The 21,264-nt window shown below is 69.4% G+C and carries 23 protein-coding genes and 1 tRNA gene; 11 read left to right on the plus strand and 13 right to left on the minus strand.

The features are described from left to right. Positions 1–71: 71 nt before the first annotated feature. The 6 genes from ACWGID_RS37185 to ACWGID_RS37210 all read right to left on the minus strand — a co-directional run bounded on the left by ACWGID_RS37185 (position 72) and on the right by ACWGID_RS37210 (position 4,321). A complete protein-coding gene (locus tag ACWGID_RS37185) occupies positions 72–770 on the minus strand; it encodes a carbohydrate-binding family 9-like protein (RefSeq protein ID WP_452204059.1) in 699 nt (232 codons plus the stop codon). Further along, a complete protein-coding gene (locus tag ACWGID_RS37190) occupies positions 763–1,248 on the minus strand; it encodes a hypothetical protein (protein WP_452204060.1) in 486 nt (161 codons plus the stop codon). The genes ACWGID_RS37185 and ACWGID_RS37190 overlap by 8 nt, the downstream gene beginning before the upstream one ends. Before the next feature lie 9 nt (positions 1,249–1,257). After that, positions 1,258–1,878 (minus strand): lipoyl(octanoyl) transferase LipB, encoded by a 621-nt coding sequence (lipB, locus tag ACWGID_RS37195; RefSeq protein WP_452204061.1) that lies wholly within the window; start codon positions 1,876–1,878, stop codon positions 1,258–1,260. Between the two features lie 16 nt (positions 1,879–1,894). After that, positions 1,895–3,193 carry a J domain-containing protein gene (locus ACWGID_RS37200; protein ID WP_452204062.1) on the minus strand — a complete coding sequence of 433 codons (1,299 nt, stop codon included), beginning with the start codon at positions 3,191–3,193 and terminating at the stop codon, positions 1,895–1,897. 88 nt (positions 3,194–3,281) lie between these two features. Then, a tRNA-Pro gene (locus tag ACWGID_RS37205) sits at positions 3,282–3,358 on the minus strand. A gap of 24 nt (positions 3,359–3,382) precedes the next feature. Next, a complete protein-coding gene (locus tag ACWGID_RS37210; protein ID WP_452204089.1) occupies positions 3,383–4,321 on the minus strand; it encodes a metallophosphoesterase in 939 nt (312 codons plus the stop codon). Between the two features lie 32 nt (positions 4,322–4,353). Here ACWGID_RS37210 and ACWGID_RS37215 point away from each other — a divergent pair, with 32 nt between their 5' ends. Beyond that, positions 4,354–4,821: a GatB/YqeY domain-containing protein gene (locus ACWGID_RS37215; RefSeq protein WP_452204063.1), complete on the plus strand. Its 468-nt coding sequence runs from the start codon at positions 4,354–4,356 to the stop codon at positions 4,819–4,821. Between the two features lie 130 nt (positions 4,822–4,951). On the opposite strand, the gene ACWGID_RS37220 is transcribed toward ACWGID_RS37215, so the two are convergent. The 4 genes from ACWGID_RS37220 to ACWGID_RS37235 all read right to left on the minus strand — a co-directional run bounded on the left by ACWGID_RS37220 (position 4,952) and on the right by ACWGID_RS37235 (position 12,017). After that, complete coding sequence (locus tag ACWGID_RS37220; RefSeq protein WP_452204064.1) at positions 4,952–7,294, minus strand: penicillin-binding protein; 2,343 nt, start codon at positions 7,292–7,294, stop codon at positions 4,952–4,954. Between the two features lie 195 nt (positions 7,295–7,489). Further along, positions 7,490–9,841, minus strand: coding sequence for an endopeptidase La (gene lon, locus ACWGID_RS37225; RefSeq protein WP_452204065.1), 2,352 nt, complete (start codon positions 9,839–9,841; stop codon positions 7,490–7,492). Positions 9,842–9,948: 107 nt separating this feature from the next. After that, positions 9,949–11,070, minus strand: coding sequence for an ArsA family ATPase (locus tag ACWGID_RS37230; RefSeq protein WP_452204066.1), 1,122 nt, complete (start codon positions 11,068–11,070; stop codon positions 9,949–9,951). Beyond that, the gene (locus ACWGID_RS37235) at positions 11,067–12,017 is read right to left on the minus strand and encodes an ArsA-related P-loop ATPase (RefSeq protein WP_452204067.1); all 951 of its coding nucleotides are present in this window, start codon (positions 12,015–12,017) and stop codon (positions 11,067–11,069) included. The genes ACWGID_RS37230 and ACWGID_RS37235 overlap by 4 nt, the downstream gene beginning before the upstream one ends. A 49-nt stretch (positions 12,018–12,066) precedes the next feature. Here ACWGID_RS37235 and ACWGID_RS37240 point away from each other — a divergent pair, with 49 nt between their 5' ends. The 4 genes from ACWGID_RS37240 (at position 12,067) to ACWGID_RS37255 (ending at position 14,480) form a co-directional block, all read left to right on the plus strand. Beyond that, complete coding sequence (locus ACWGID_RS37240; protein ID WP_130386959.1) at positions 12,067–12,228, plus strand: DUF4177 domain-containing protein; 162 nt, start codon at positions 12,067–12,069, stop codon at positions 12,226–12,228. Further along, the gene (locus ACWGID_RS37245) at positions 12,225–12,686 is read left to right on the plus strand and encodes a RidA family protein (protein ID WP_452204068.1); all 462 of its coding nucleotides are present in this window, start codon (positions 12,225–12,227) and stop codon (positions 12,684–12,686) included. Before ACWGID_RS37240 ends, ACWGID_RS37245 begins: the two co-directional genes overlap by 4 nt. 142 nt (positions 12,687–12,828) lie before the next feature. After that, positions 12,829–13,716 (plus strand): NUDIX hydrolase, encoded by an 888-nt coding sequence (locus ACWGID_RS37250; RefSeq protein ID WP_452204090.1) that lies wholly within the window; start codon positions 12,829–12,831, stop codon positions 13,714–13,716. Next, a complete protein-coding gene (locus ACWGID_RS37255; protein WP_452204069.1) occupies positions 13,713–14,480 on the plus strand; it encodes an MBL fold metallo-hydrolase in 768 nt (255 codons plus the stop codon). Before ACWGID_RS37250 ends, ACWGID_RS37255 begins: the two co-directional genes overlap by 4 nt. On the opposite strand, the gene ACWGID_RS37260 is transcribed toward ACWGID_RS37255, so the two are convergent. Further along, positions 14,477–15,154 carry a Crp/Fnr family transcriptional regulator gene (locus ACWGID_RS37260; protein ID WP_184837908.1) on the minus strand — a complete coding sequence of 226 codons (678 nt, stop codon included), beginning with the start codon at positions 15,152–15,154 and terminating at the stop codon, positions 14,477–14,479. The genes ACWGID_RS37255 and ACWGID_RS37260 overlap by 4 nt on opposite strands. A 134-nt stretch (positions 15,155–15,288) precedes the next feature. On the opposite strand from ACWGID_RS37260, the gene nth reads away from it, so the two are divergent. The 6 genes from nth (at position 15,289) to ACWGID_RS37290 (ending at position 19,902) form a co-directional block, all read left to right on the plus strand. Then, entirely contained in the window at positions 15,289–16,053 is a 765-nt protein-coding gene (gene nth / locus ACWGID_RS37265; RefSeq protein WP_452204070.1) for an endonuclease III, read from the plus strand. Next, a complete protein-coding gene (locus ACWGID_RS37270; RefSeq protein WP_452204071.1) occupies positions 16,050–16,634 on the plus strand; it encodes a TlpA family protein disulfide reductase in 585 nt (194 codons plus the stop codon). Before nth ends, ACWGID_RS37270 begins: the two co-directional genes overlap by 4 nt. 118 nt (positions 16,635–16,752) lie before the next feature. After that, positions 16,753–17,523: an NUDIX hydrolase gene (locus ACWGID_RS37275; protein ID WP_452204072.1), complete on the plus strand. Its 771-nt coding sequence runs from the start codon at positions 16,753–16,755 to the stop codon at positions 17,521–17,523. Beyond that, positions 17,520–18,692, plus strand: coding sequence for a MarP family serine protease (locus tag ACWGID_RS37280; RefSeq protein ID WP_452204073.1), 1,173 nt, complete (start codon positions 17,520–17,522; stop codon positions 18,690–18,692). The genes ACWGID_RS37275 and ACWGID_RS37280 overlap by 4 nt, the downstream gene beginning before the upstream one ends. A 36-nt stretch (positions 18,693–18,728) precedes the next feature. Then, positions 18,729–19,244: a SigE family RNA polymerase sigma factor gene (locus ACWGID_RS37285; protein ID WP_452204074.1), complete on the plus strand. Its 516-nt coding sequence runs from the start codon at positions 18,729–18,731 to the stop codon at positions 19,242–19,244. A gap of 1 nt (position 19,245) precedes the next feature. Further along, positions 19,246–19,902 (plus strand): hypothetical protein, encoded by a 657-nt coding sequence (locus ACWGID_RS37290; RefSeq protein WP_452204075.1) that lies wholly within the window; start codon positions 19,246–19,248, stop codon positions 19,900–19,902. Here ACWGID_RS37290 and ACWGID_RS37295 read toward each other — a convergent pair. Together ACWGID_RS37295 and ACWGID_RS37300 are read right to left on the minus strand one after the other, a co-directional pair. Then, complete coding sequence (locus tag ACWGID_RS37295; RefSeq protein WP_452204091.1) at positions 19,868–20,800, minus strand: alpha/beta fold hydrolase; 933 nt, start codon at positions 20,798–20,800, stop codon at positions 19,868–19,870. The genes ACWGID_RS37290 and ACWGID_RS37295 overlap by 35 nt on opposite strands. Beyond that, the gene (locus ACWGID_RS37300) at positions 20,797–21,240 is read right to left on the minus strand and encodes a phage holin family protein (protein ID WP_452204076.1); all 444 of its coding nucleotides are present in this window, start codon (positions 21,238–21,240) and stop codon (positions 20,797–20,799) included. Before ACWGID_RS37300 ends, ACWGID_RS37295 begins: the two co-directional genes overlap by 4 nt. Positions 21,241–21,264: the final 24 nt, after the last annotated feature.

A 21,264-nucleotide genomic window follows, 5' to 3' on the forward strand; every position in this document is an offset into this window, starting at 1 on the left:
CCTTATTGTCTCGCGGCCGTGTTAACGCCAGGTCACAGGGGTCACTCGCCGTCAGAACCAGTCGGAACCCGTCAGAAGCGCAGGACGCCCCAGTGGGCCGGCAGGTGCATGTCCTCGACACCCTGCGGCGACCAGACCCAGAACTCGATCTGCTCACCCTTCACGTACGCTCCGTCCACCACCTCGTGCGGCCACTCGCACCGCATCAGGTTCATCCGCCACTCGTCACCCGCGTTCGGCGGCGTGGCGCGCCCCTGGTTGTACGCCGCCAGATCGGCCCACGGTACGGCGATTTCGACCGTCCACCCGGTGTCGGTGTCGGACGGGTCGTTGACCGTGCCGTCGACGTGGATCGCGGTCCGCAGCCCGGGCAGGTTCGTCGGGTCGATCGGGACGCCGCCGTCGACGTACGGCTTCGGCAGCGTCAACTCCCAGATCGTGCCGAGCGGGTTGATCTCGAACTCGTAGTAGTTCAGCCCGTCGCCGTCCGGGTCCAGGAACAGCTCGAAGTTGTTCTCGTGGAAGAGCTTGCTGTTGTGCTCGGTCATCGTCGACCAGACGTGCGGCTCCTCGAGCTGACCGCCGACGTACAGGTACTCGTCGTCGTACATCAGCTTCGCCCGGGTCCGGAACCGTGGCGCCGGGCCGGCGGCGATCGGGACGAAGCCGGTCGTCCAGGGCGCGACCTCCCAGGCGGGGTCGGTCAGGGTGCCGTCGAGACTCGGCGCGGTGGCGGTCCGCGGGCACTCGTAGACGGGCAGGTCAGGCATCGGCACGCTCCAGCAGTCGGGCGACGAGATTGGCGAGCAGGAAGGTGATGGCGGTCAGCGCCGGGACGACGGCGAGGATCCAGGGCGAGTCCAGGTGGCCGGTCAGGAACGCGATCACCAGCGCCACCATGAAGGCGACGCCGAGGAACGGGATCAGCCGCGGGTGCGGCATCGCCAGCCGGCCGAGCGCGAGCCCGCCGAGCACCATCGTCACGACCACGATGACCACCAGCAGCGGGAGCCCGAGGGCGCCGCAGTTCGTGGTGTCCCGGAACCGCTCGCAGCTGCGCTCACTCAGCCACACCAGCGCGATGGTCGCGAACCCGCAGAGCAGACCGACGACGACCAGGATCAGCGCCGGCGGCAACGGCGGACCGTCGTACCGGTGCCGGCCGGCTTCCTCCTCCGCCTCCTCGGCGGCGTCCAGAACGGCCTCCAGATCCGCAGGCATCCGCTCGTCGTCGTCCTCCTGGCTCATTGCGGCAGGCTATCGGGCTCCCAGGCTGCGCGCGACGGCGTCGCGTACGTCGGTGTCGGTGGGCGTGGCCCGCCCCTGCTCGGCGGCCAGCTCGGCCAGCGAGACCATCGTCACGTCGTGCAGCCCGCAACTGGTGAAGGTGTGGAAAACGGTCATGTCCGGGTCGACGTTCACCGAGAACCCGTGGCTGGTCACGCCGCGCCGGATCCGCATCCCGATCGAGCACAGCTTCCGCCCGTCCTCGGTCCAGACCCCGACCAGGCTGCTCGCGCCCTTCGGCGTGTCCCGTCGTACCAGCGGGAACCCGAGCGTGCCGAGCGCATCGATCAGGCCGTTCTCCACCCAGCGCACGATGTCGACCGGTCCGCGCTGGTGCAGGTCGACGACCAGGTAACCGACCAGCTGCCCCGGCCCGTGGTACGTCGCGAAGCCGCCACGATCCACCGCGACCGCGGGAGTGCCGGCCGGCAGATCCTCCGGCGAGGTCCGCGGTCCGTAGGTGATCACCGGTGGATGACTGAGCAGAAAGAGTCGATCCTCCGCCGTACCCTCGATCCGCTCCTCGACCCAGCCGCGCATCTCCTTCGCGGCGACCTCGTACTCGACCTCGCCCAGATCCATCCGCTGCATGCGGTCCAGCTTAGGTTCAGCCCTGAGCGAGGGGTGCGTCGTAGAGGACGCCGTACAGGAGGCGGCGGTCGACGATGTTGCCTTCCGGCTGCAGCCAGGCGGTGATCTCGGCCACCGCGGCCTGCGGCGACAGGCAGGCGACGGCTGCATCGGGCGCCGAGACCGTGGTGATGCCCGACTGGCCGTCGGACACCGGTAGTACGACGAGGAAGCCGCGGACCTGGGTGCCTTTCAGAAACCGTTCCCACGCGCTCATCCCGTCGGTCAAGGCGGGCGCGCCGCCGAACGGCTGACCGTTGCGGAGAACCGAACCGTAGGCGTCGACTGAGTACGCGCCTGGCGGTCCGACGACCGACGCCACGACGGCGACCCTGGACCCCGCCAGCAGCAGGTGGTCGACGGTCAGGCCGCCGATCCGGGGCGCGTGGATCAGCTTCGCGGACGGCACCGTCAGCACGCGTTCGAGCAGGAGTGCCGTCCGTCGCGTGCGGAGGACCTCGGACGGCGGCAGCGGGGTCGAGTACCCGTCGTCGACCAGCGGCTCGCCCGGTCGGCCCCAGATGTTGGCCTCGTAGGCGGCGTACTTGTCGACCGCCCGGTCGAGGTCGAGCGCGATCGACCGGCGCCAGCCGACCAGGCGGACCAGCAGGAAGCCACCGAGCAGGGCGAAGAGCAAGACCCGCGTGGTGGTGTCCAGGTGCGAGTAGGCGATCACGAGCGTCGCGAGGAATGCGACCGCGACGAGGATGCCGAACCTGTTCATGAGGCGGCCGAAGGGGATCCGGAAGCGCCACTGGCGTGGCAGGCCTGCCACACCCAGACAGAGCAGTGGGAGGGTGTAGAGGAGGTACTCCGGGTTTGTTACGGCCGCGATCACCAGCGGGCCGGTCACGACGATCAGCCAGGCGAGCGGCAGGACGATCGCAACCACGCGCCAGCGTCCGAAACGCGGTACCGCACTAAGCAGACCCACCGGCTCGAACGGCACCTCGGGCGCGGTTGTGTCTTCCTGAGGCTCAGCGCGCGGCGGCTCGTATGACGGCGGGTCGTGCCGCGGTGGCTCGTAGCGCGGCGGTTCGTACGGCGGTGGTTCGGAGGCGGCGCCGCTCTTCCCGGCGAGCTCGCGGTCGTACGCCGCGCGCCGGTGGTCGTCGCCGAGCGTGGTCCAAGCCTCCTGCACGACGCGGAACAGCGCCGCGCTCCCGCCCTGGTCCGGGTGCACCTGGCGGACCAGCTTTCGATACGCGCTCTTGATCTCGGCGGTGGTGGCGGTGCGTTCGACGTTCAGCACCTCGTAGTGGTCGGAACCGCTCACACCCCAGCACCTCCACGACGGAGCTTCTCACCACGACGGAGCCTCTAACGCAGTCAGGGCCAGTCACGATGTGACTGGCCCTGACTGTTGGTCGGGCTGACAGGATTTGAACCTGCGACCTCTTCGTCCCGAACGAAGCGCGCTACCAAGCTGCGCCACAGCCCGAATTCGCGAGTAGCTTACATGGGCTCAGCGTCCGGACGAAATCGGGTTAATTCGCGGGACGAGAGTGAGCAGTGTCGCCTCCGGCCGGCAGGCGAATCGGACCGGTGCGTACGGCGACGTACCGAGGCCTGCCGAGACGTGCAGAGCGGCCTGACGGCCCTCGTAACCCCAGGTGGAGAGCCCCTTCACGCGGGACGTGTCGAGGTCGCAGTTGGTCACCAGAGCGCCGTACAGCGGGATCGCGAGCTGACCACCGTGCGTGTGCCCGGCGAGGACCAGCGGATACCCGTCGCCGACGAACCCGTTCAGCACCCGCTGGTACGGCGCGTGCGTGACCCCGATCGACAGGTCGGCCGTCGGGTCGATCTCGCCGGCGACCTCGGCGTACCGGTCGCGCTTGATGTGTGGGTCGTCGGTGCCGGCGAAGTCCAGGCGCAGGCCGCTGACCTTGAGCGTGGCCTTGGCGTTGTTCAGGTCGGTCCAACCGGCGCCGGTGAAGGCGCGGCGCATTTCCTCGTACGGCAGGTCGGGGCCGTGCGGCTTGTGCCGCTGCTTGTGGGCGGGCAGCAGGTACTTGCCCGGGTTCTTGAAGTGCGGCTTCCAGTAGTCGTTGGAGCCGAACACGAACACGCCGGGCAGATCCAGCAGATCGCCGTACGCGCGGAGCAGTGGGCGGACCGACTGCGCGCTGGAGATGTTGTCGCCGGTGTTGACGATCAGGTCCGGCTCGAGCGCGGCCAGGTCGTTCACCCAGCGGATCTTCCGCTCCTGGGTGGGCATCAGGTGCAGGTCGGACAGGTGCAGCACCTTCAGCGGCGCGGAACCCTCCGGCAGCACCGGCACCGTCACTCTGCGCAGGGTGAACCAGCGCACCTCGATCCCGGCCGCATACGCGACACAGGCGGCGCCCACAGCGCCGACCACAGCCGTGGTCTTGAGGGTGGTGGAGGCGATGCCGCGCAAACTCATTTCTCCAGCCTGCCACAATCTCTGCTATGTCCAACTCCGGAATGAAGCAGCGCCTGCACGACGACATGACCGCCGCACTGAAGGCGCGCGACGAGATCCGCAAGTCGACCCTGCGGATGGCGCTGACCGCGATCACCAAGGCGGAGGTGTCCGGCAAGGAGGCGCGGGAGCTCAGCGACTCCGAGATCGTCGACGTGCTCAGCTCCGAGGCGAAGAAGCGCCGCGAGTCGGTCGTTGCCTACCGCGACGCCGGCCGCGCCGAGCTCGCGGACAAGGAGCAGGCCGAGGCGGACATCCTCGCCGAGTACCTCCCCGAGCAACTGACCGAGGACGAGATCAAGGCCCTGGTCACCGAAACCATCGCCGCCACCGGCGCCGCCGAACTCGGCCCCCGCGGCATCGGCAAGGTCATGGGAGCCCTCCAACCCAAAGTCAAAGGCAAAGCAGACGGCGGGGTCGTCTCCGCCGAGGTAAAGCGCCAACTCGGCGCCTGACAAACGGTGACGTGGGGATCTGGCGGGCGCTCTTGCCCCCCCGCCTGTTACCTGAAGCGGTTGTTCTTTGAGCGTCTGATGTGAAAGGGCCTCGTCCGTTGTGGACGAGGCCCTTTCAATTAGCCGTCGTTTAGCCGCCGTGGCCGCGGCCGCCGCAGTTGGGGTACTTCGGGTTCCACGGGGGGCAGTTCGGGTTGATGGTGGTTGTTGGTTTGCCCGGGGGTTTGGTGGTTTGGGTCGGGGGCTTCGGCTGGTTCTTCTGGCTGCCGTTGGAGATGTACATCGTGACGACCGAGCCTTCGGGGGCGCCGTCGCGTTGCCTCGGGTCCGTGTAGGCGACGGTGCCCGCGGTTTCCTCGGAGTTGACGGTGCCGGAGGCGGTCGCGACCTCGAAGCCTGCCTGGCGCAGCTTGTTCGCGGCGTCGGTGGGGTTCATGCCGTTCACGAACGGCAAGCTCTTCACGTCGCCGCGCTGGATCTTGCTCGACGGCGCGACGAAGTGCGTGGTCGGGTACCCCTGCAGCGCGGCCTTCATCGCGGCTTCCCAGATCGGCCCGGCGGTGCCCGAACCTGTCGGGTCGTCGATGTTCTTGCCGTTCAGGGTCTGGCCCCGCAGCGGGTCGTACGGCAGCGACGCGTCGGCCACCGTGGCGGCGGCGGCGAGCTTCGACGAGTACCCGGCGTACCAGACGGCCTTCGCCTTCTGGATGGTTCCGGTCTTGCCGGCCAGGTCGCTGGGACCGAACTTCAGCTTGCCGCCGGTGCCGTTGGGCTCCATCACCTGGTGCAGGACCGCGTTGACGCCGTCAGCTACCTCTGGGGCCAGCGCCTGCTTGCAGTTCGCGCCGGGAGTGTTGACCGGCTTGCCGGCCGAGTCCTTGACCGAGGTGACGACCCACGGTGCGCAGTACATGCCACGAGCGGCGAACGCGGCGTACGCGCCGGACAGCTGCAGCGGCGTGATGTAGCCGACGCCCAGCGTCATCGACGCGACCTGGTCGAGCGCGCCGAGGCTCTGCGCGTCGTACATGCCCAGTGAGGCCGCGATCTTGGCGATCGGGCAGAGGCCGGTCCGCAGCGAGAGCTGCAGGAAGTAGGTGTTCGTCGACTTCTGTGCCGCCTGGATCATGTTCGGGTCCGCGACGTTCGTCGTCGAGTTCTGCGGCGCGTATCCCTTGGGAATCTCCCGGGTGCCGTCGCAGGTGCTGTACTTCATACCGCCCATGTTCAGCGGGCTGGGCGAGTTGATCTTGTAGGTGAGCGGGATGCCCTTCTGGATCGCGGCGGCGATGGTGAAGGCCTTCATCGTCGAACCGTTCTGAAACCCGCCGTACCCGCCCGGGTAGGTCTTCGGGGCGTTGAAGTTGTACGCCGTCTGGCCCCGTTTGTTGCCGTACTTACGACTCTGTGCCATCGCCTTCACCAGGCCGGTGCCCGGCTCCACCATGGTGATCGCAGCGATCGCGTCGTCGGTCGGCTTGGAGTGCGTGTCGATCGAGCGCTGCGCGTCGGCCTGGATCTTCGGGTCCAGCGAGGTGGTGATCTTCAGACCGGCGGTCTTCAGGTAGTTGGCTCGGTCGGTTTTGGTTTTGCCGAAGGCTGGGTTGTTCTCCAGTTCGGAGACGACGTACTCGCAGTAGAAGGGGTACGGGCCGTTGCCGCAGCCGAGTTTGTTCGGGCGGACCTTGGCCGGGTCGATGACCGGGGTCTTCAGGGCCGAGTTGGCCTGGGCGACCGAGATGACCTTCAGCTCGAGCATTCGCCGGATCACCACGTCGCGGCGGTCCTTGGCGCGCTTGGCGTTGTTGGTCGGGTCGTAACCGGTCGGGTTCTTAACCAGGCCGGCCAGCATCGCGGCCTGCGGGAGCGTCAGCTGGTTCGCGTTCACCGAGAAGTAGTGCTGCGCGGCGGCCTGGATCCCCCAGGCGCCGTCGCCGAAGTTCGCGAGATTGAGGTACTTCTCCAGGATCTCGTTCTTCGAGTACTGCTTCTCGACCGCGATCGCGTACCGCAGCTCGGCGACCTTGCGTTGGTAGGAGTCGGCGGTCGCGGCCGCGACCTCCTCGGGCGTCTTCGCCTTCTCGACCAGGCTGATCTTCACGTACTGCTGGGTGATGCTCGAACCACCCTGCTGCACCGAACCGGCGGACTGGTTCTGCAGCAGCGCGCGGAGCGTGCCCTTCATGTCCAGCGCGCCGTGCTCGTAGAACCGGTCGTCCTCGATCGCGACGATCGCCTTCTGCATGATCGGCGCGACCTGGGCGAGCTTCACCGGTACCCGGTTCTGCTCGGCCAGCGTCGCGATCAGCGTGCCGTCGGCTGCGAAGATCTGGCTCTTCTGCTTCAGCGGCACCTCGTCGAACTGCTGTGGCAGGTCCTGCAACGTGTCGGAGGTTTTCTGGGTGGTGAAGCCGGCGAGGCCGGCGAACGGGATGGCGAGACCGGCGGCCAAGGCCCCCGACAACACGCTCACCCCAAGGAACAGAACCACAGATTGGGCGACTCCCCGGTCGCCCTTCTCCCTCGCGCGCATGGTTATAGAGACTACGGGATGGGCTGTTTGGGTTACCGCCTGGAATATGAGCTCAGTCACACCCTGTGGACAAAGTTCATCCAAAAGGACGAGGGCCCCGGGACAGTTGCCCGAGGCCCTCCAGCGGTACGTCGATCAGGCGGCGTACTGGTGCGCGGCCACCTCGGCCGGCTCCAGTGCCAGATCCAGTACCTCGCGGACGTCGCTCACCGGGTGCACGGTCAGCTCCGCGAGCACGGACGCCGGTACGTCCTCCAGGTCCGGCTCGTTCCGCTTCGGGATCAGGATCGTGGTGAGCCCGGCCCGGTGCGCGGCGAGCAGCTTCTGCTTCACGCCACCGATCGGGAGCACCCGTCCGGTCAGTGACACCTCACCGGTCATCGCGACCTCCGAACGGACCGGCCGTCCGGACAGCAGCGACGCCAGCGCCGTTGTCATCGTCACACCTGCCGACGGTCCATCCTTCGGGACGGCACCGGCCGGTACGTGGATGTGGGCGTTCCGCTCGGCCAGGTCGCCGACCGGCAGCCCCAGCTCCGCGCCGTGCGACCGCAGGTACGACAGGGCGATCTGCGCCGACTCCTTCATCACGTCACCGAGCTGTCCGGTCAGCGTGACTCCGGTCGGGCCGGTCTCCTTGTCGGCCAGCGACGCCTCCACGAAGAGCACGTCACCACCCGCGCCGGTGACCGCCAGTCCGGTCGCCACCCCCGGAAGCGCCGTACGCTCGGCCGACTCCGGAGTGAACTTCGGCGACCCCAGGTACTCCTTCAGGTCTCCACCGCCGATGGTCAGTGCACCGAGCTCGTCGCCCAGGGCCAACCGAGCCGTCACCTTCCGCAGGACACGGGAGATCGACCGCTCGAGCTGCCGTACGCCGGCCTCGCGGGTGTACTCACCCGCGAGCACCCGCAGCGCCGAGTCCTCGATAGCCACCTCGTCCGTCGTCAGACCCGCCCGCTCCAGCTGACGCGGGAGCAGGTGGTCACGGGCGATCGTGACTTTCTCGTCCTCGGTGTACCCGTCCAGCTGCACCAGTTCCATCCGGTCCAGCAACGGCGCCGGGATGGAGTCCAGCACGTTCGCCGTGGCCAGGAAGACCACGTCGGACAGGTCCAGCTCGACCTCCAGGTAGTGGTCCCGGAAGGTGTGGTTCTGCGCCGGGTCCAAGACCTCCAGCAGGGCAGCCGTCGGGTCGCCCCGGTAGTCCGCGCCCACCTTGTCGATCTCGTCCAGCAGTACGACGGGGTTCATCGAACCCGCCTCGGTGATGGCCCGGACGACCCGGCCCGGCAGCGCACCGACGTACGTCCGCCGGTGACCGCGGATCTCGGCCTCGTCCCGGACGCCACCCAGGGCGACCCGGACGAACTTCCGGCCCATGGCCCGCGCCACGGACTCACCCAGCGAGGTCTTACCCACACCAGGCGGCCCGACCAGCGCCAGTACGGCGCCACTGCGGCGACCGCCGACCACACCGAGACCACGGTCCGCGCGGCGACGCCGTACGGCCAGGTACTCCGTGATGCGCTGCTTCACGTCATCCAGACCGGCGTGGTCCGCGTCCAGCACGGCCCGCGCCTCGCGGATGTCGTAGCTGTCCTCGGTCCGCTCGTTCCACGGCAGCTCGAGCACGGTGTCCAGCCAGGTGCGGATCCAGCCGACCTCGGGGGACTGCTCGGCGGTCCGCTCCAGCTTGTCGACCTCGGCGAGCGCGGCCTTGCGGACGTGCTCCGGCAGGTCGGCCGCTTCGACGCGGGCCCGGTAGTCCTCTTCCTCGGACTCGGCCTTGCCGTCCAGCTCGGCCAGCTCCTTGCGGATCGCGGCCATCTGCTGGCGCAGCAGGAACTCGCGCTGCTGCTTCTCCATGCCCTCCTGGACGTCCTTCTGGATCGTCTCGGAGACCTCGAGCTCGGCGAGGTGGTCCTTCACCCAGCCGATCAGCTTCTCCAGCCGCTCGGAGACGTTGGCGTTCTCCAGCAGCTCGGACTTCTGCTCGTCGCTCAGGTACGACGCGTAGCCGGCCAGGTCGGACAGCTCCGCGGGGTCGTTCACCTGCTTCACGGAGTCGATGACCTGCCACGCACCGCGCCGCTCGAGCACCGAGGTGGTCAGGGACTTGTACTCGCGGCCCAGCTCGGCCGACCGCTCATCGGTGATCTCGTGGAGCACCGTGGCGGTCACCCAGAGCGCGGCACCCGGACCGGTGGTCCCGGAGCCGATCAGAACCCGCTGGGTCCCACGGATCACGGCCGCCGGGGCACCGCCCGGCAGCCGGCCGATCTGCTCGATCTCACCGAGCGTCCCGGCCTTGGCATATTTTCCGTCCAGCCGCGGCACGAGGAGGACCTTGTCCTCGCCCGATGCCTGCGCGGCATCGATCGCCGCCCGGGCCTCGCTGTCGGCGAGCCGGACCGGCACGACCATCCCGGGCAGGACCACGACGTCGTCCAGCGGCAGGACAGGAAGATTCAACGTATCGGTCACGCTGTCACACCCTTTTCAAGATTGAGTCTGACAGGCTCAACCATGGGTGTAAGCAAGTAATTCCCGGGCCCCTGACCGTTCGCTCACGGTGAAATCAGGCCGTGAAATCAGGCAGTGAGTAGGTCGCCGATCTGGCGGAGGCCGCTGAGGTCGTGGACGTCGTCCGGCAGCGCCGGGACCTCGACGGTGCGGATCGAGCGGTGACCGCGGCGGAACCGTTCGGCCCGCTTGTGGTCGCCTACTACCTGTTGCATCTTGTCCGCGTGCAACCGCAGTACGGCGGCCGTCAGCAGCGACTTGTCCGCCTCCTCGAGCTTCTCGGCTGCGGCGAGTGACCGCTCGGCCGAGAGCTCCGGGGCCTGCGTGTTCGTCACCCGGTTCAGCACGACGCCGGCCAGCGGCATTCCCTCGGCACGCAGCCGCTCGGCGAAGAACGACGCCTCGCGCAGCGCATCGTTCTGCGGCGCGGCCACCACGAGGAACGCGGTATGCGGCTCCCGCAGCAACGCGACCGTCTGCTCGGCACGCTGCCGGAATCCGCCGAAGAGCGTGTCGAACGCCGCGACGAACGTCTGTACGTCGGTCAGCACCTGCGCGCCGAGCACCTTGTTCAGCACCGACATCGCCATGTTCACGCCCGCCGACATCAGCTTGAACGGCCCGCGCGCCGGCGCCAGCAGCAACCGGAGGAACCGTCCTTCCAGCAGCGAGGCCAACCGCTCCGGCGCGTCCAGGAAGTCCAGGGCGGACCGTGACGGCGGGGTGTCGACGACGATCAGGTCCCAGTCGCCGGTCCGCTCGGCCTGGTGGTGCAGCTGCCCGAGCTTCTCCATCGCCATGTACTCCTGCGTCCCCGCGAACGACGACGACAGCGCTTGGTAGAACGGGTTCGCGAGGATCTGCTCGGCCTTCTCCGGCGTCGCGTGCTGCAGCACGACGTCGTCGAACGTCCGCTTCATGTCCAGCATCATCGCGTCCAGCCGGCCGCCGTTCTTCGGGTTCACGTCGGCGACCGCGCGCGGGGTGTTGTCCAGTTCGGTCAGCCCGAGCGACTGCGCCAGCCGCCGGGCCGGGTCGATCGTCAGTACGACGACCTTCCGGCCACGCTCCGCGGCGCGCAGGCCGAGCGCGGCGGCGGTCGTGGTCTTGCCCACGCCGCCGGATCCACAGGTGACGACGATCCGGGTCCCGGCGTCATCGATCAACGCGTCGAGGTCGAGCTGGGTCATGCGCGGAACTCCTCGGCCAGGTCGAGCAGGGTGCCTTGGTCGATGCCGTCCGGCTGCAGCGTCAGCTCGGTCACCTGCTTGCCCAGGGCATCGATACGGTCCCGGTTCTCGCGTTCCAGACCGACCCGGATGGCGTGGTCGCGGGCCTCCGTCGCGAGCGTCCCGACCAGGTCGCCGCCGATCGTGATGCCGGCTGCCTTCAACCCCCTGGTCAGCTCGGCGGCGGGCAGTTTCTCCTTCACCGCAAGGGCGAGCGCGTCGTCGTCGAGCGGGCTGTTGCGCACCATGTTCACCACGATCGACCCGATCCGCAGGTCCAGCTTCTGCAGCTGGTCGACCGCGTCCAGGGTCTCCTGGACCGGCATCTCCTCGAGCAGCGTGACCAGGTGGACCCGCGTCACGTCCGAGCGCAGCATGCCCATGATCGCGTCGGCCTGGTTCCGGATCGGTCCGACCTTGGCGAGCCCGGCGACCTCGGTGTTCACGTTCAGGAACGGTGCGATCCGGCCCGTCGGCGGGGCGTCCAGCACCACGGCGTCGTACGCGAGCTTCCCGTTCACCTTCCGCCGGGTCGCCTCGTAGACCTTGCCGGTGAGCAGTACGTCGCGGAGCCCGGGGGCGATCGTGGTGACGAAGTCGATCGCGCCGACCTTCTCCAGCGCCTTCCCGGCGCGACCGAGGTGGTAGTACATGTCGAGGTACTCGAGCAGCGCGGCCTCGGCGTCGACGGCGAGCGCGAACACCTCACCCCCACCGGGACCGTGCGCGATCCGGCGCTCGACGTACGGGAGCGGGGGTACGTCGAAGAGCTGGGCGAGCCCCTGGCGGCCTTCGACCTCGCAGAGCAGGACCCGCTTGCCTTCGGTCGCCAGCGCGAGAGCCATGGCGGCCGCGACGGTTGTCTTCCCGGTGCCCCCCTTACCGGTGACCACGTGCAGTCGCGCCATAGTCCCCAGGGTAGGGCGTGCCCCAGGACACACCGTTAGAGTCCCCTTCATGAAGAAGTTCGAGTACTTCACCGCGCCGCTGCTGGTCCACTCGACCAAGGAGATCCTGGACAACTTCGGCCAGGACGGCTGGGAGCTGGTCCAGGTCGTCCCGGGGATGAACCCGGAGAACCTGGTCGCGTACTTCAAGCGGGAGATCGAGGACAAATGAGCCACCCCGAGGAGAAGCTGGCCGAGCTCGGCCTGAAGCTGCCCGAGGTCGCCAAGCCGGTCGCCGCGTACGTCCCGGCCGTCCGGACCGGTGACCTGGTCTACACGTCCGGCCAGCTGCCGCTGCGCCAGGGCACGCTGATCGCCGCCGGCAAGGTCGGGGACGCCGTCACGCCCGAGGTCGCCAGCGAGTGCGCGCAGCAGTGCGCGCTGAACGCGCTGGCCGCGGTCAAGGCCGAGATCGGTGACCTGGCGAACGTGAAGCGGATCGTCAAGGCGGTCGCGTTCATCGCGTCCACGCCGGACTTCACCGGTCAGCCGCAGGTCGCGAACGGCGCGTCCGAGCTGTTCGGCCAGGTCTTCGGCGACGCCGGGCAGCACGCCCGCAGCGCCGTCGGCGTCCCGGTCCTGCCGCTGGACGCCCCGGTCGAGGTCGAACTGATCGTCGAGGTCGGCTGATCTGCTCGGTAGTGCTGGACGGCCGCAGCCAACCCCGCGACGGGGCGGCGAACGCGGGGGTCCCGGCGGCGCCGTCCCCGAGGACACGTCGGCCGCTCGGCCCCCGGCGCCGGCCACGCGCCGGCCGGAGGCCCGGCCGGTGATGCGCGACCTCCGGTCCGAGCTCATGACCGGCCGGATGGCCGAGGTCGCGCTCGAGTACACCCGCGGCTCCCGCACCCCGGCCACCCCCCGCCCCGCCGCCACCGTCATCCTCCTCCGCGACACCACCAGCGGCGCCGCCAACCCCACACCACCGCCGACCCCGGGCAACGCAAAAGCGGGCACGGCCGGTGGGCCTGAGGTCTATTTGTTGCGGCGGCAGCGGACGATGGCGTTTGCCGCGGGGATGACGGTGTTCCCGGGCGGGCGGGTCGACGCGACCGATTCCACGGTGGCCGACTCATGGTCCGGTCCGGCGCCCGGGTGGTTCGCCGAGCGACTGGGGTGTTCGCCCGAGACGGCGGCCGCGTACGTCGCTGCCGCCGTACGGGAGACGTTCGAGGAGTCCGGCGTACTGCTTGCCGGCCCCTCCGCGGACTCGGTCGTCGATGACACCACGGGTGCCGATTGGGAGGCCGATCGGGTGGCGTTGGAGAGCCGCGAGCTGGGGTTCTCCGAGTTCCTGCACCGTCGCGGGCTCGTGCTGCGCGCTGATCTGCTCGGGCCGTGGGCGCACTGGATCACCCCGGAGTTCGAGCCCAAGCGGTACGACACCGCGTTCTTCGTCGCCGCGCTGCCGCCCGGGCAGGTGACCCGGGATGTCACGAGCGAGTCCGACCAGGTCACCTGGATCCGCCCGGACGACGCGGTCGCGGCAGTCGATGCGGGCGAGGTGCTGATGCTGCCCCCGACGTACGTGTGCTGCCGCGAGCTCTCGCAGTACGGCGAGGTGACGGCGATCCTGGACGCGGCCGGCGAGCGGGAGATCCGGGCGATCATGCCCACCGTCCGCGTCGACGGCGACCGGGCCTATCTGGAGACCACATGAGAGTCACGGAGTACGCAACCCTGGTCCGGGCGGACAACCCCGGCCCGATGACGCTGGAGGGGACCAACACCTGGATCCTCCGCGCGCCGGACGCCGAACAGTCGGTGGTCGTCGACCCGGGCCCGATGCTGGAGGACCACCTGCGCGCGGTCCTCGCCGAGGCCGGCCAGGTCGCGGTCGTCCTGCTGACCCACAAGCACCCCGACCATTCCGAGGGCGCGGCGTGGTTCGCGAACCAGGCCGGCTGCGGCGTCCGCGCGGTGGACCCGGCGTTCCGCATCCCCACCGACCACGCGCACGGCCTGTCCGAAGGCGACGTGGTCACGGCGGACGGCCTCCGCATCGAGGTCCTGCCGACGCCCGGCCACACCCTCGACTCGGTCTGCTTCTGGGTCCCGCAGGACGGCTCGCTGCTCACCGGCGACACCGTCCTCGGCCGCGGTACGTCGGTGGTCGCCCACCCGGACGGCGCCCTCGGCCCCTACCTCAACTCCCTCGAACACCTGAGAGCCTTCGCCAACTCCCCAGCCGGCGTCACCCGCCTGCTCCCCGGCCACGGCCCCGTCATCGACGACCCCGCCGGCGTCCTCACGTACTACCTCAAGCACCGCCAGGAACGCCTCGACCAGGTCCGAGCCGCCCTCGCGGAAGGCCACACCACACCCGAAGCCATCGTCGAACACGTCTACGCCGACGTGGACAAATCCCTCTGGCCCGCCGCCGAACGCTCGGTACGGGCCCAGCTGGACTACTTGAACAGCTAGCGGGCGCGGCGCTGGAGGCGGTCTACGTCGAGGAGTACGACGGAGCGGGGTTCGAGGCGGACCCAGCCTCGGGAGGCGAAGTCGGCGAGGGCCTTGTTGACGGTTTCGCGGGAGGCGCCGACCAGTTGGGCGAGCTCCTCCTGGGTGAGGTCGTGGTGGACGTGGACGCCGTCGTCGGCGGTGCGGCCGAAGCGGCTCGCCAGGTCCAGCAGCGCCTTGGCGACACGGCCCGGTACGTCGGAGAACACCAGGTCGGCCACGACGTCGGAGACCTTGCGCAGCCGGGACGCCAGCTGCAGGAGCAGGCCGCGGGCGACGGCCGGACGGCCCTCGAGCCAGCGGAGCAGCTCGTCGTGGGTCAGCGACATCATCGAGGCGTCGGTGACGGCGGTGACGGTCGCGGAGCGCGGTCCGGGGTCGAACAGAGACAGCTCACCGAACATCTGGCCGGGGCCGAGGACCGCGATCAGGTTCTCCCGGCCGTCGGCCGACGTACGGCCGAGCTTGACCTTGCCCTCGGTGACGATGAACAGCCGGTCGCCCGAGTCGCCCTCGTGGAACAGCACCTGGCCGCGGCGCAGCCGGCTCTCGGTCATCGACGCGGCCAGCGCGTCGGCCGCCTCGTCGTCGAGCTGACTGAACAGCGGTGCCTGTCGGAGCACTGCGGCATCCACTTTGGGCCTCCTAGGACCTTTGACCACGACTCCGGACGTGGGATCGGCCACGCCCGTCGACCGATATGTGTACACCCGGTCGCCACAAAACCGTAGCCCCTCGGGTGTCGGGACCGCCACGTAGGCTGGCCTGCATGCCATCCCCGCGTGTCGCGGAACCGCTCTCACAGGTCCCGCTGAAGCTTCCCCGTAAGGCTCCGGTCTTTGTTGACGAGACCCACACCCAGCTGGTCCGCCGGGCCCGCAAGATGCACAAGGTGCTGACCGAGACGTACCCGGACGCGCACTGCGAGCTGGATTTCAGCACCCCGCTCGAGTTGCTGGTGGCCACCATCCTGTCCGCCCAGACCACCGACGTCACGGTGAACAAGGTGACCCCCACCCTGTTCGCCAAGTACCCGACGGCGCAGGCGTACGCCGAGGCGGACCGTGACGAGATGGAGGCGATCCTCAAGCCGACCGGGTTCTTCCGCGCGAAGACGAACAGCGTGATGAAGCTCGGCCAGGCCCTCGTCGACGACTACGACGGCATCGTGCCGAACAAGCTCGACGAGCTGGTGAAGCTCCCGGGCACCGGCCGGAAGACCGCGAACGTGGTGCTCGGCAACGCGTTCGGCGTCCCGGGGATCACGGTCGACACGCACTTCGGCCGCCTGGTCCGGCGCTTCGGGTGGACCGCCGAGGAGGACCCGGTCAAGGTCGAGCACATCATCGGCGACCTGTTCCCGAAGAAGGACTGGACGATGCTGTCGCACCGGCTGATCTTCCACGGCCGCCGCCGCTGCCACGCGAAGAAGCCCGCCTGCGGTGCCTGCCCGATCGCCCAGTGGTGCCCGTCGTACGGGACCGGGCCGACCGATCCCGAGGCCGCCGCGAAGCTGGTGAAGGTCCCCGCGTGAACCGTCGTACGACGCTGTGCGTGATCGGCTGGCTGGTCGCCGGACTGGTCCTGGCGTCGTGCGGTACCGACAAACCCGGAGCGGCCCCGTCCGACGCCCGCAGCGTGGTCGCAGGCGCCGACAAGCTGGCGGCCTGCCCGTCGACCCCGTCGAAGCCGCCGGCCACCAAGGGCCTGCCCGACGTCAGCCTCCCGTGCCTCGGTAGCGGGCCGGACATCCGGCTTGCCGACCTGCGCGGACCGCTGGTGGTCAACGTCTGGGCCCAATGGTGTACGCCGTGCCGCGCCGAAGCGCCGTACCTCGCGAAGCTCGCGAAGTCTGACTCGGTGAAGATGCTCGGGATCGACTACGACGACCCGCGGCCGGAGCTCGCGGTGAAGTTCGCGGCCGCGGAGGGCCTGGCGTACCCGCATCTCGTCGACACCGAGAAGGCGATCAAGCAGGCGCTCCGCGTCGGCGGCCCGCCACTGACCGCCTTCATCGACGCGGACGGCACGGTTGCCTACGTGCACCGCGGGGTACTCACCTCGCAACAACAACTCGACCAGTTGGTCAAGGACAAACTCGGAGTGACGCCATGACTCTGTCCTTGGCCGGGCCTCCGGCGCCGGCGTGGTCATGGGGCTGTAACTCCCGGCCTTCCCTCGTCGCTCCAGTCGCTGCGCTCCCTGCGCTCCTCAGTCCAGGCCGGGAGGCCCCATGACCTTCGAAGGCGTGGAGATCCCCGAGTGGCTGCAGACCTTGGCGAAGGCGTCGGATGACGTCGATCCGAGCCAGTTGTCGCGGTTCCTGCCGCCGGACGATCCGGCGGTGCGGAAGTCCGCGGTCCTGATCTTGCTTGCTGATGGCAACGACGGCCCCGAGGTGCTGCTCACCGAGCGGGCCTGGACGTTGCGCACGCACGCCGGGCAGATGGCGTTCCCGGGTGGGGGCGCGGATCCCGAGGACGGCGCCGGTGACACCGGTCTGGTCCGGACGGCGCTGCGTGAGGCCGAGGAGGAGACCGGGCTCGACCCGACCGGCGTCGTACCGTTCGCGGTCTGGCCGGCGCTCTGGGTCCCGGTCAGCAACTTCGGCGTGTCGCCGGTGCTGGCCTGGTGGCGGGAGCCGTCGCCGGTCGCGGTGATCGATCCGGCCGAGGTCGCGTCGGTGCACCGGGTGCCGCTCGCCGCGCTGACCGACCCCGCGAACCGGATCAGCTGCCTGCACCCGAGCGGCTTCACCGGCCCGGCGTTCACTGTTGGCGACCTCTACATCTGGGGGTTCACGGCCGGCCTGCTGGACAAATTGCTCCTGCTCGGTGGGTGGTACCGCGACTGGGACCCCTCGAACGTCGTACCGTTGCCCGACCGACTGGTCGAGGCGGCCTGGCGGAGCGACGGGCGACGGCCGGAGGACGTGCGGCGGATGACCGCCATCGAGCATGATCTAGGTCAGGCGCGCGGTGACAAGCCGGAAGGCGTGGAATGAGCTGGCTCGACTGGGCGGTGCTGGGTACGGCGGCACTCGTGGCGATCTCGGGGTACGTCGAAGGGTTCGTGCTCGGCGCGTGCGCCACGCTCGGCCTGCTCGGCGGCGCGGCCGTCGGCGTCTGGGGCGTGCCGCGGATCCTGGATCATTTCTCACCGAGCGTGACGGTGTCGTTCGCCGCGCTGGTGCTGGTGGTCGGACTGGCCGCGCTCGGCCGAATGCTCGGGGCGCTGATCGGCACCAGAGTGCGGAACAGGTTGTCCTGGAAGCCGATCCGATTCCTCGACGCGCTCGGCGGTGCCGCGCTGGCGGCCGCGTCGGTGCTGATCGTCGCCTGGGTGCTCGGTGTCGCGGTGAGCGGCGCGCGGATCCCGAGTGTGACGTCGGCGGTCCGCGGTTCGGAGGTGCTGGCGAAGGTCGACCAGTTCCTGCCGGAGAGTGCCGACCGGGCGTTGCAATCGTTCAACGACGTCGTCAACACGGACCTGTTCCCCCGGTTCCTGGACCCGTTCGTCCCGGAGCGGATCCGCGAGACGCAGCCGCCGGACAGCGCGATCGCGCGGCAGCCGAACGTGCGCTCGGCGTACACCCGGATCGCGAAGGTGACCGGGGTGGCGAGCTGCTCGCGCGGTCTCGAGGGCAGCGGGTTCGTGTACGCGCCGCAGCGGGTGATGACGAATGCGCACGTCGTCGCCGGGGTCAGCGAACCGAAGATCGAGGTCAACGGGAAGAAGTACGACGCCCGCGTCGTGGTGTTCGACCCGGAGACCGACATCGCGGTGCTGTACGTGCCGAAGCTGACCGAGCAGCCACTGTCCTTCGACTTCACCGGTAAGGCCGACGACCCGGCGGTCGTGCTCGGCTACCCGGAGAACGGCCCGTTCGACTCCGAGCCGGCCCGGATCCGGTCCGAGGAACGGCTCCGCGGCCCGGACATCTACGGCGACAGGACAGTCACCCGCGAGGCGTTCTCGATCTGGGCGTCGGTCCGCCCGGGCAACTCCGGCGGCCCGCTGCTGTCCTCCAAGGGCACGGTGTACGGCGTGGTCTTCGCGGCCTCTGTCGAGGACAACCGCACCGGCTACGTCCTGACCGCCCAGCAGGTCTCGGACGACGCCCGCGACGGCACCACCGCGACCCAAGAGGTCTCCACCCAGTCCTGCACCTGATGCAGCAGGCCCGCAGCATCGTCGCGTTGAAAGGGCATGACGGTGACGACGAGCGGGGTGAGACCGGCGCTCCTGTACGACGACGTGGTGCGGGCGAACGAGCGCCGGCTGCTGCGGCTCGGGCTGATGCTGACCGGAAACGTGCACACCGCCGAGGACCTCGTCCAGACGGTGCTGGAACGGGCGCATCGCAAGTGGGCGCGGATCGGCGAACTGGAGCGCCCTGAGGCGTACCTGCGGACCATGGTGCTCAATGAGTTCCTGAGCTGGCGGCGGCTGCTCAAGAACCGCGAAGTACCGCTCGCCGAGCCGATCGAGCAGCCTGCCGACGACGACGTCAGCACTCGCCATGCGCTGCGCGACGCCGCGTGGCGGCTGCTCGCTCAGCTGCCCCGCAAGCAACGCGCCGTCCTGGTCCTGCGGTACTACGAAGATCTCGCCGACGCCGAGATCGCCGAACTGCTCGGGGTCGCGCCCGCTACCGTCCGCTCGAACGCCGCCCGCGCGCTGGCCACTCTGCGCGCCTGCCTGTCCCCCGAGGAGGCGATCTGACATGCCCAACCTGACCGACGACGAGCTCGGCACTCTGCTCCGGGAGACGTTCGCCGACCGCGAGCAACTGGCCGACAAGTTGCCCGAGACAACCGAACCGGTGAGACGCCGCACCGCGGTCCCGATCCTGCTTGCGGCCGCCGCCGTCCTCGCGGTCCTCGCGGGAGTCCTGTACGGCGTCAGCCGGGTCGGAGCCGCGGCACCGCCCGAGCCCGCCGCGTCCACGCCGGCACCGGCCCGCACGTCCACGGACGATGCCCGGATCTGGGCCGCCGGTCTCAGCACGATGCTCCGGACCGTGCGGCCGATCGACGGCTGGCGATCGGTGGTCGTGCTGGACCTGTCCGACGTCGGGAAGAACCATGTCCGGAAGGGCCCGCCGATCTCTCCGGAACAGCGCGCGCTGCTCCGCCGGCTGGTCCGCGAGACCGCTCCGATCCAGTACCACGCAGAGATGTCGCCCGCTCCGGCGACCTGCGGCGACAACCGCATCGGCGTGGTTCAGCTCAGCGATGTGGTCGACAAGGGCGACCACGCCGAGGTCGATGTGAGCCTGTTCTACAACTGCGGGCGTTGGATGACTGCGAAGTATCGCGTGGAGCGGCGGGGGGCCGGCTGGGTCGTTACTGCGACTCTGGAGCAGCGCCGGGATGGCTGACGGTGGCCAGCCAGTTCAGCAAAAGCTTGTTGAACACGTCCGGTGCTTCCTCATGCGGGAAGTGACCGGCGCCGGTGATGAGTTCGTGCCGCAGTGGCGCCGCGACCAGATCCGGAGGAGTGGTCGCGGTGGGGCTCACCGCTGAGTCCTGAGCGCCCTGCAGTTGCAGAACGGGTACGGCGACCGGCGTGCGCATCGTCGCGGAGTACTTGCGGCCGTCCGGACGGAAACGCGACCGGGCGAACCACCGGTGGTACTCGAGCGCGCAATGCGGCGCCGGCCAGACCTGCAGCGCGGCGCGGTACCGGCGTGACGCCTCGGCGTCCGGGAACGTGCCGCCCGGGGCCGCCCAAGCGCGGAGCAAACGTTCGATGTGGAGCCCGTCCTGCGCCAGCAGCCGCCGCTCGGGCAGGATCGGCAGCTGGAACCACGCGCTCCGCGTCATCGCCTTCGTCTGCCCGGACCGCGTCAGCAGCAGCGGATGCGGGGCCGACACCGCTGCGAGTCCACGGACCTGCCGCGGCGTCAGTACGGCGGCCGACCACCCGATGAACCCGCCCCACCCGTGTCCGACCACGACCGCGTCGGTCGCGCCGAGCGATCGGATCACGCCGGAGACGTCGGCGGCCGCGGTGTACGGGTCATAACCACGCGGGGTCTTGTCGCTGGCGCCGTACCCGCGCAGGTCCATCGCGACGGCGCGGTACCCGGCGGCCGCGACCACCGGCAGCTGGTGCCGCCACGCCCACCAGAACTCCGGGAAGCCGTGCAGGAACAGGACGAGTGGATCGTCCGCTGCACCACATTCGGCGACATGGAACCGGGCCCCGTTGGCCGCGACCAGTGAGTGCGACCAGGGGCCGTCGACCAGGAGGTCGACGACACCCGCCGGGCTCAGCGCCGGACGCCCGGCTCGGGCAGGGCCACGCGCTCGTCGGTGCCCTTGCCGATCGCCTTCAGCACCTCGACCGACTCCTTCGAGGACTCGATGGTCCGCTGCGGACCCTTTGCGCTCTTCAGCGCCCGCCTCCCGATGAACACCAGGATCGCGCCGACCACCAGGTACACGCCCGCGACGATCAGGAACGCGATCGCTGGGTCCAGACCCGCCGCGACCAGCCCGTACGCCGCGGCGATCGACAGCAGGACGATCGCGAGCAGCGCCAGGAACGCGGCGCCGGCGAACATGCCCGCTCCGGTGCCGGCCGCGACCGCGGTCTTCTTCAGCTCGGTCTTCGCGAGTTCGACCTCGCCGCGGACCAGGCTGGACAGGTCCTTGCTGACGTTCGCGACCAACTGGCCGACTGTGGGCTCGTCCCCGTTCTGCCCCATCGACATCGCAACTCCTTCCGACAGGTCCGT

The organism is Kribbella sp. NPDC054772 (genome assembly GCF_053611945.1).

Bases quoted from the DNA above. Each gene is read 5' to 3' on its own strand.
- ACWGID_RS37230 (WP_452204066.1), bottom strand. From the start codon at position 11,070: ATGACCCAGCTCGACCTCGACGCGTTGATCGATGACGCCGGGACCCGG.
- ACWGID_RS37215 (WP_452204063.1), top strand. From the start codon at position 4,354: ATGTCCAACTCCGGAATGAAGCAGCGCCTGCACGACGACATGACCGCC.
- ACWGID_RS37285 (WP_452204074.1), top strand. From the start codon at position 18,729: ATGACGGTGACGACGAGCGGGGTGAGACCGGCGCTCCTGTACGACGAC.
- ACWGID_RS37245 (WP_452204068.1), top strand. From the start codon at position 12,225: ATGAGCCACCCCGAGGAGAAGCTGGCCGAGCTCGGCCTGAAGCTGCCC.
- ACWGID_RS37300 (WP_452204076.1), bottom strand. From the start codon at position 21,240: ATGTCGATGGGGCAGAACGGGGACGAGCCCACAGTCGGCCAGTTGGTC.
- ACWGID_RS37185 (WP_452204059.1), bottom strand. From the start codon at position 770: ATGCCTGACCTGCCCGTCTACGAGTGCCCGCGGACCGCCACCGCGCCG.
- ACWGID_RS37275 (WP_452204072.1), top strand. From the start codon at position 16,753: ATGACCTTCGAAGGCGTGGAGATCCCCGAGTGGCTGCAGACCTTGGCG.
- ACWGID_RS37190 (WP_452204060.1), bottom strand. From the start codon at position 1,248: ATGAGCCAGGAGGACGACGACGAGCGGATGCCTGCGGATCTGGAGGCC.
- ACWGID_RS37240 (WP_130386959.1), top strand. From the start codon at position 12,067: ATGAAGAAGTTCGAGTACTTCACCGCGCCGCTGCTGGTCCACTCGACC.
- nth (WP_452204070.1), top strand. From the start codon at position 15,289: ATGCCATCCCCGCGTGTCGCGGAACCGCTCTCACAGGTCCCGCTGAAG.
- ACWGID_RS37255 (WP_452204069.1), top strand. From the start codon at position 13,713: ATGAGAGTCACGGAGTACGCAACCCTGGTCCGGGCGGACAACCCCGGC.
- lipB (WP_452204061.1), bottom strand. From the start codon at position 1,878: ATGCAGCGGATGGATCTGGGCGAGGTCGAGTACGAGGTCGCCGCGAAG.
- ACWGID_RS37280 (WP_452204073.1), top strand. From the start codon at position 17,520: ATGAGCTGGCTCGACTGGGCGGTGCTGGGTACGGCGGCACTCGTGGCG.
- ACWGID_RS37250 (WP_452204090.1), top strand. From the start codon at position 12,829: ATGCGCGACCTCCGGTCCGAGCTCATGACCGGCCGGATGGCCGAGGTC.
- ACWGID_RS37290 (WP_452204075.1), top strand. From the start codon at position 19,246: ATGCCCAACCTGACCGACGACGAGCTCGGCACTCTGCTCCGGGAGACG.
- ACWGID_RS37235 (WP_452204067.1), bottom strand. From the start codon at position 12,017: ATGGCGCGACTGCACGTGGTCACCGGTAAGGGGGGCACCGGGAAGACA.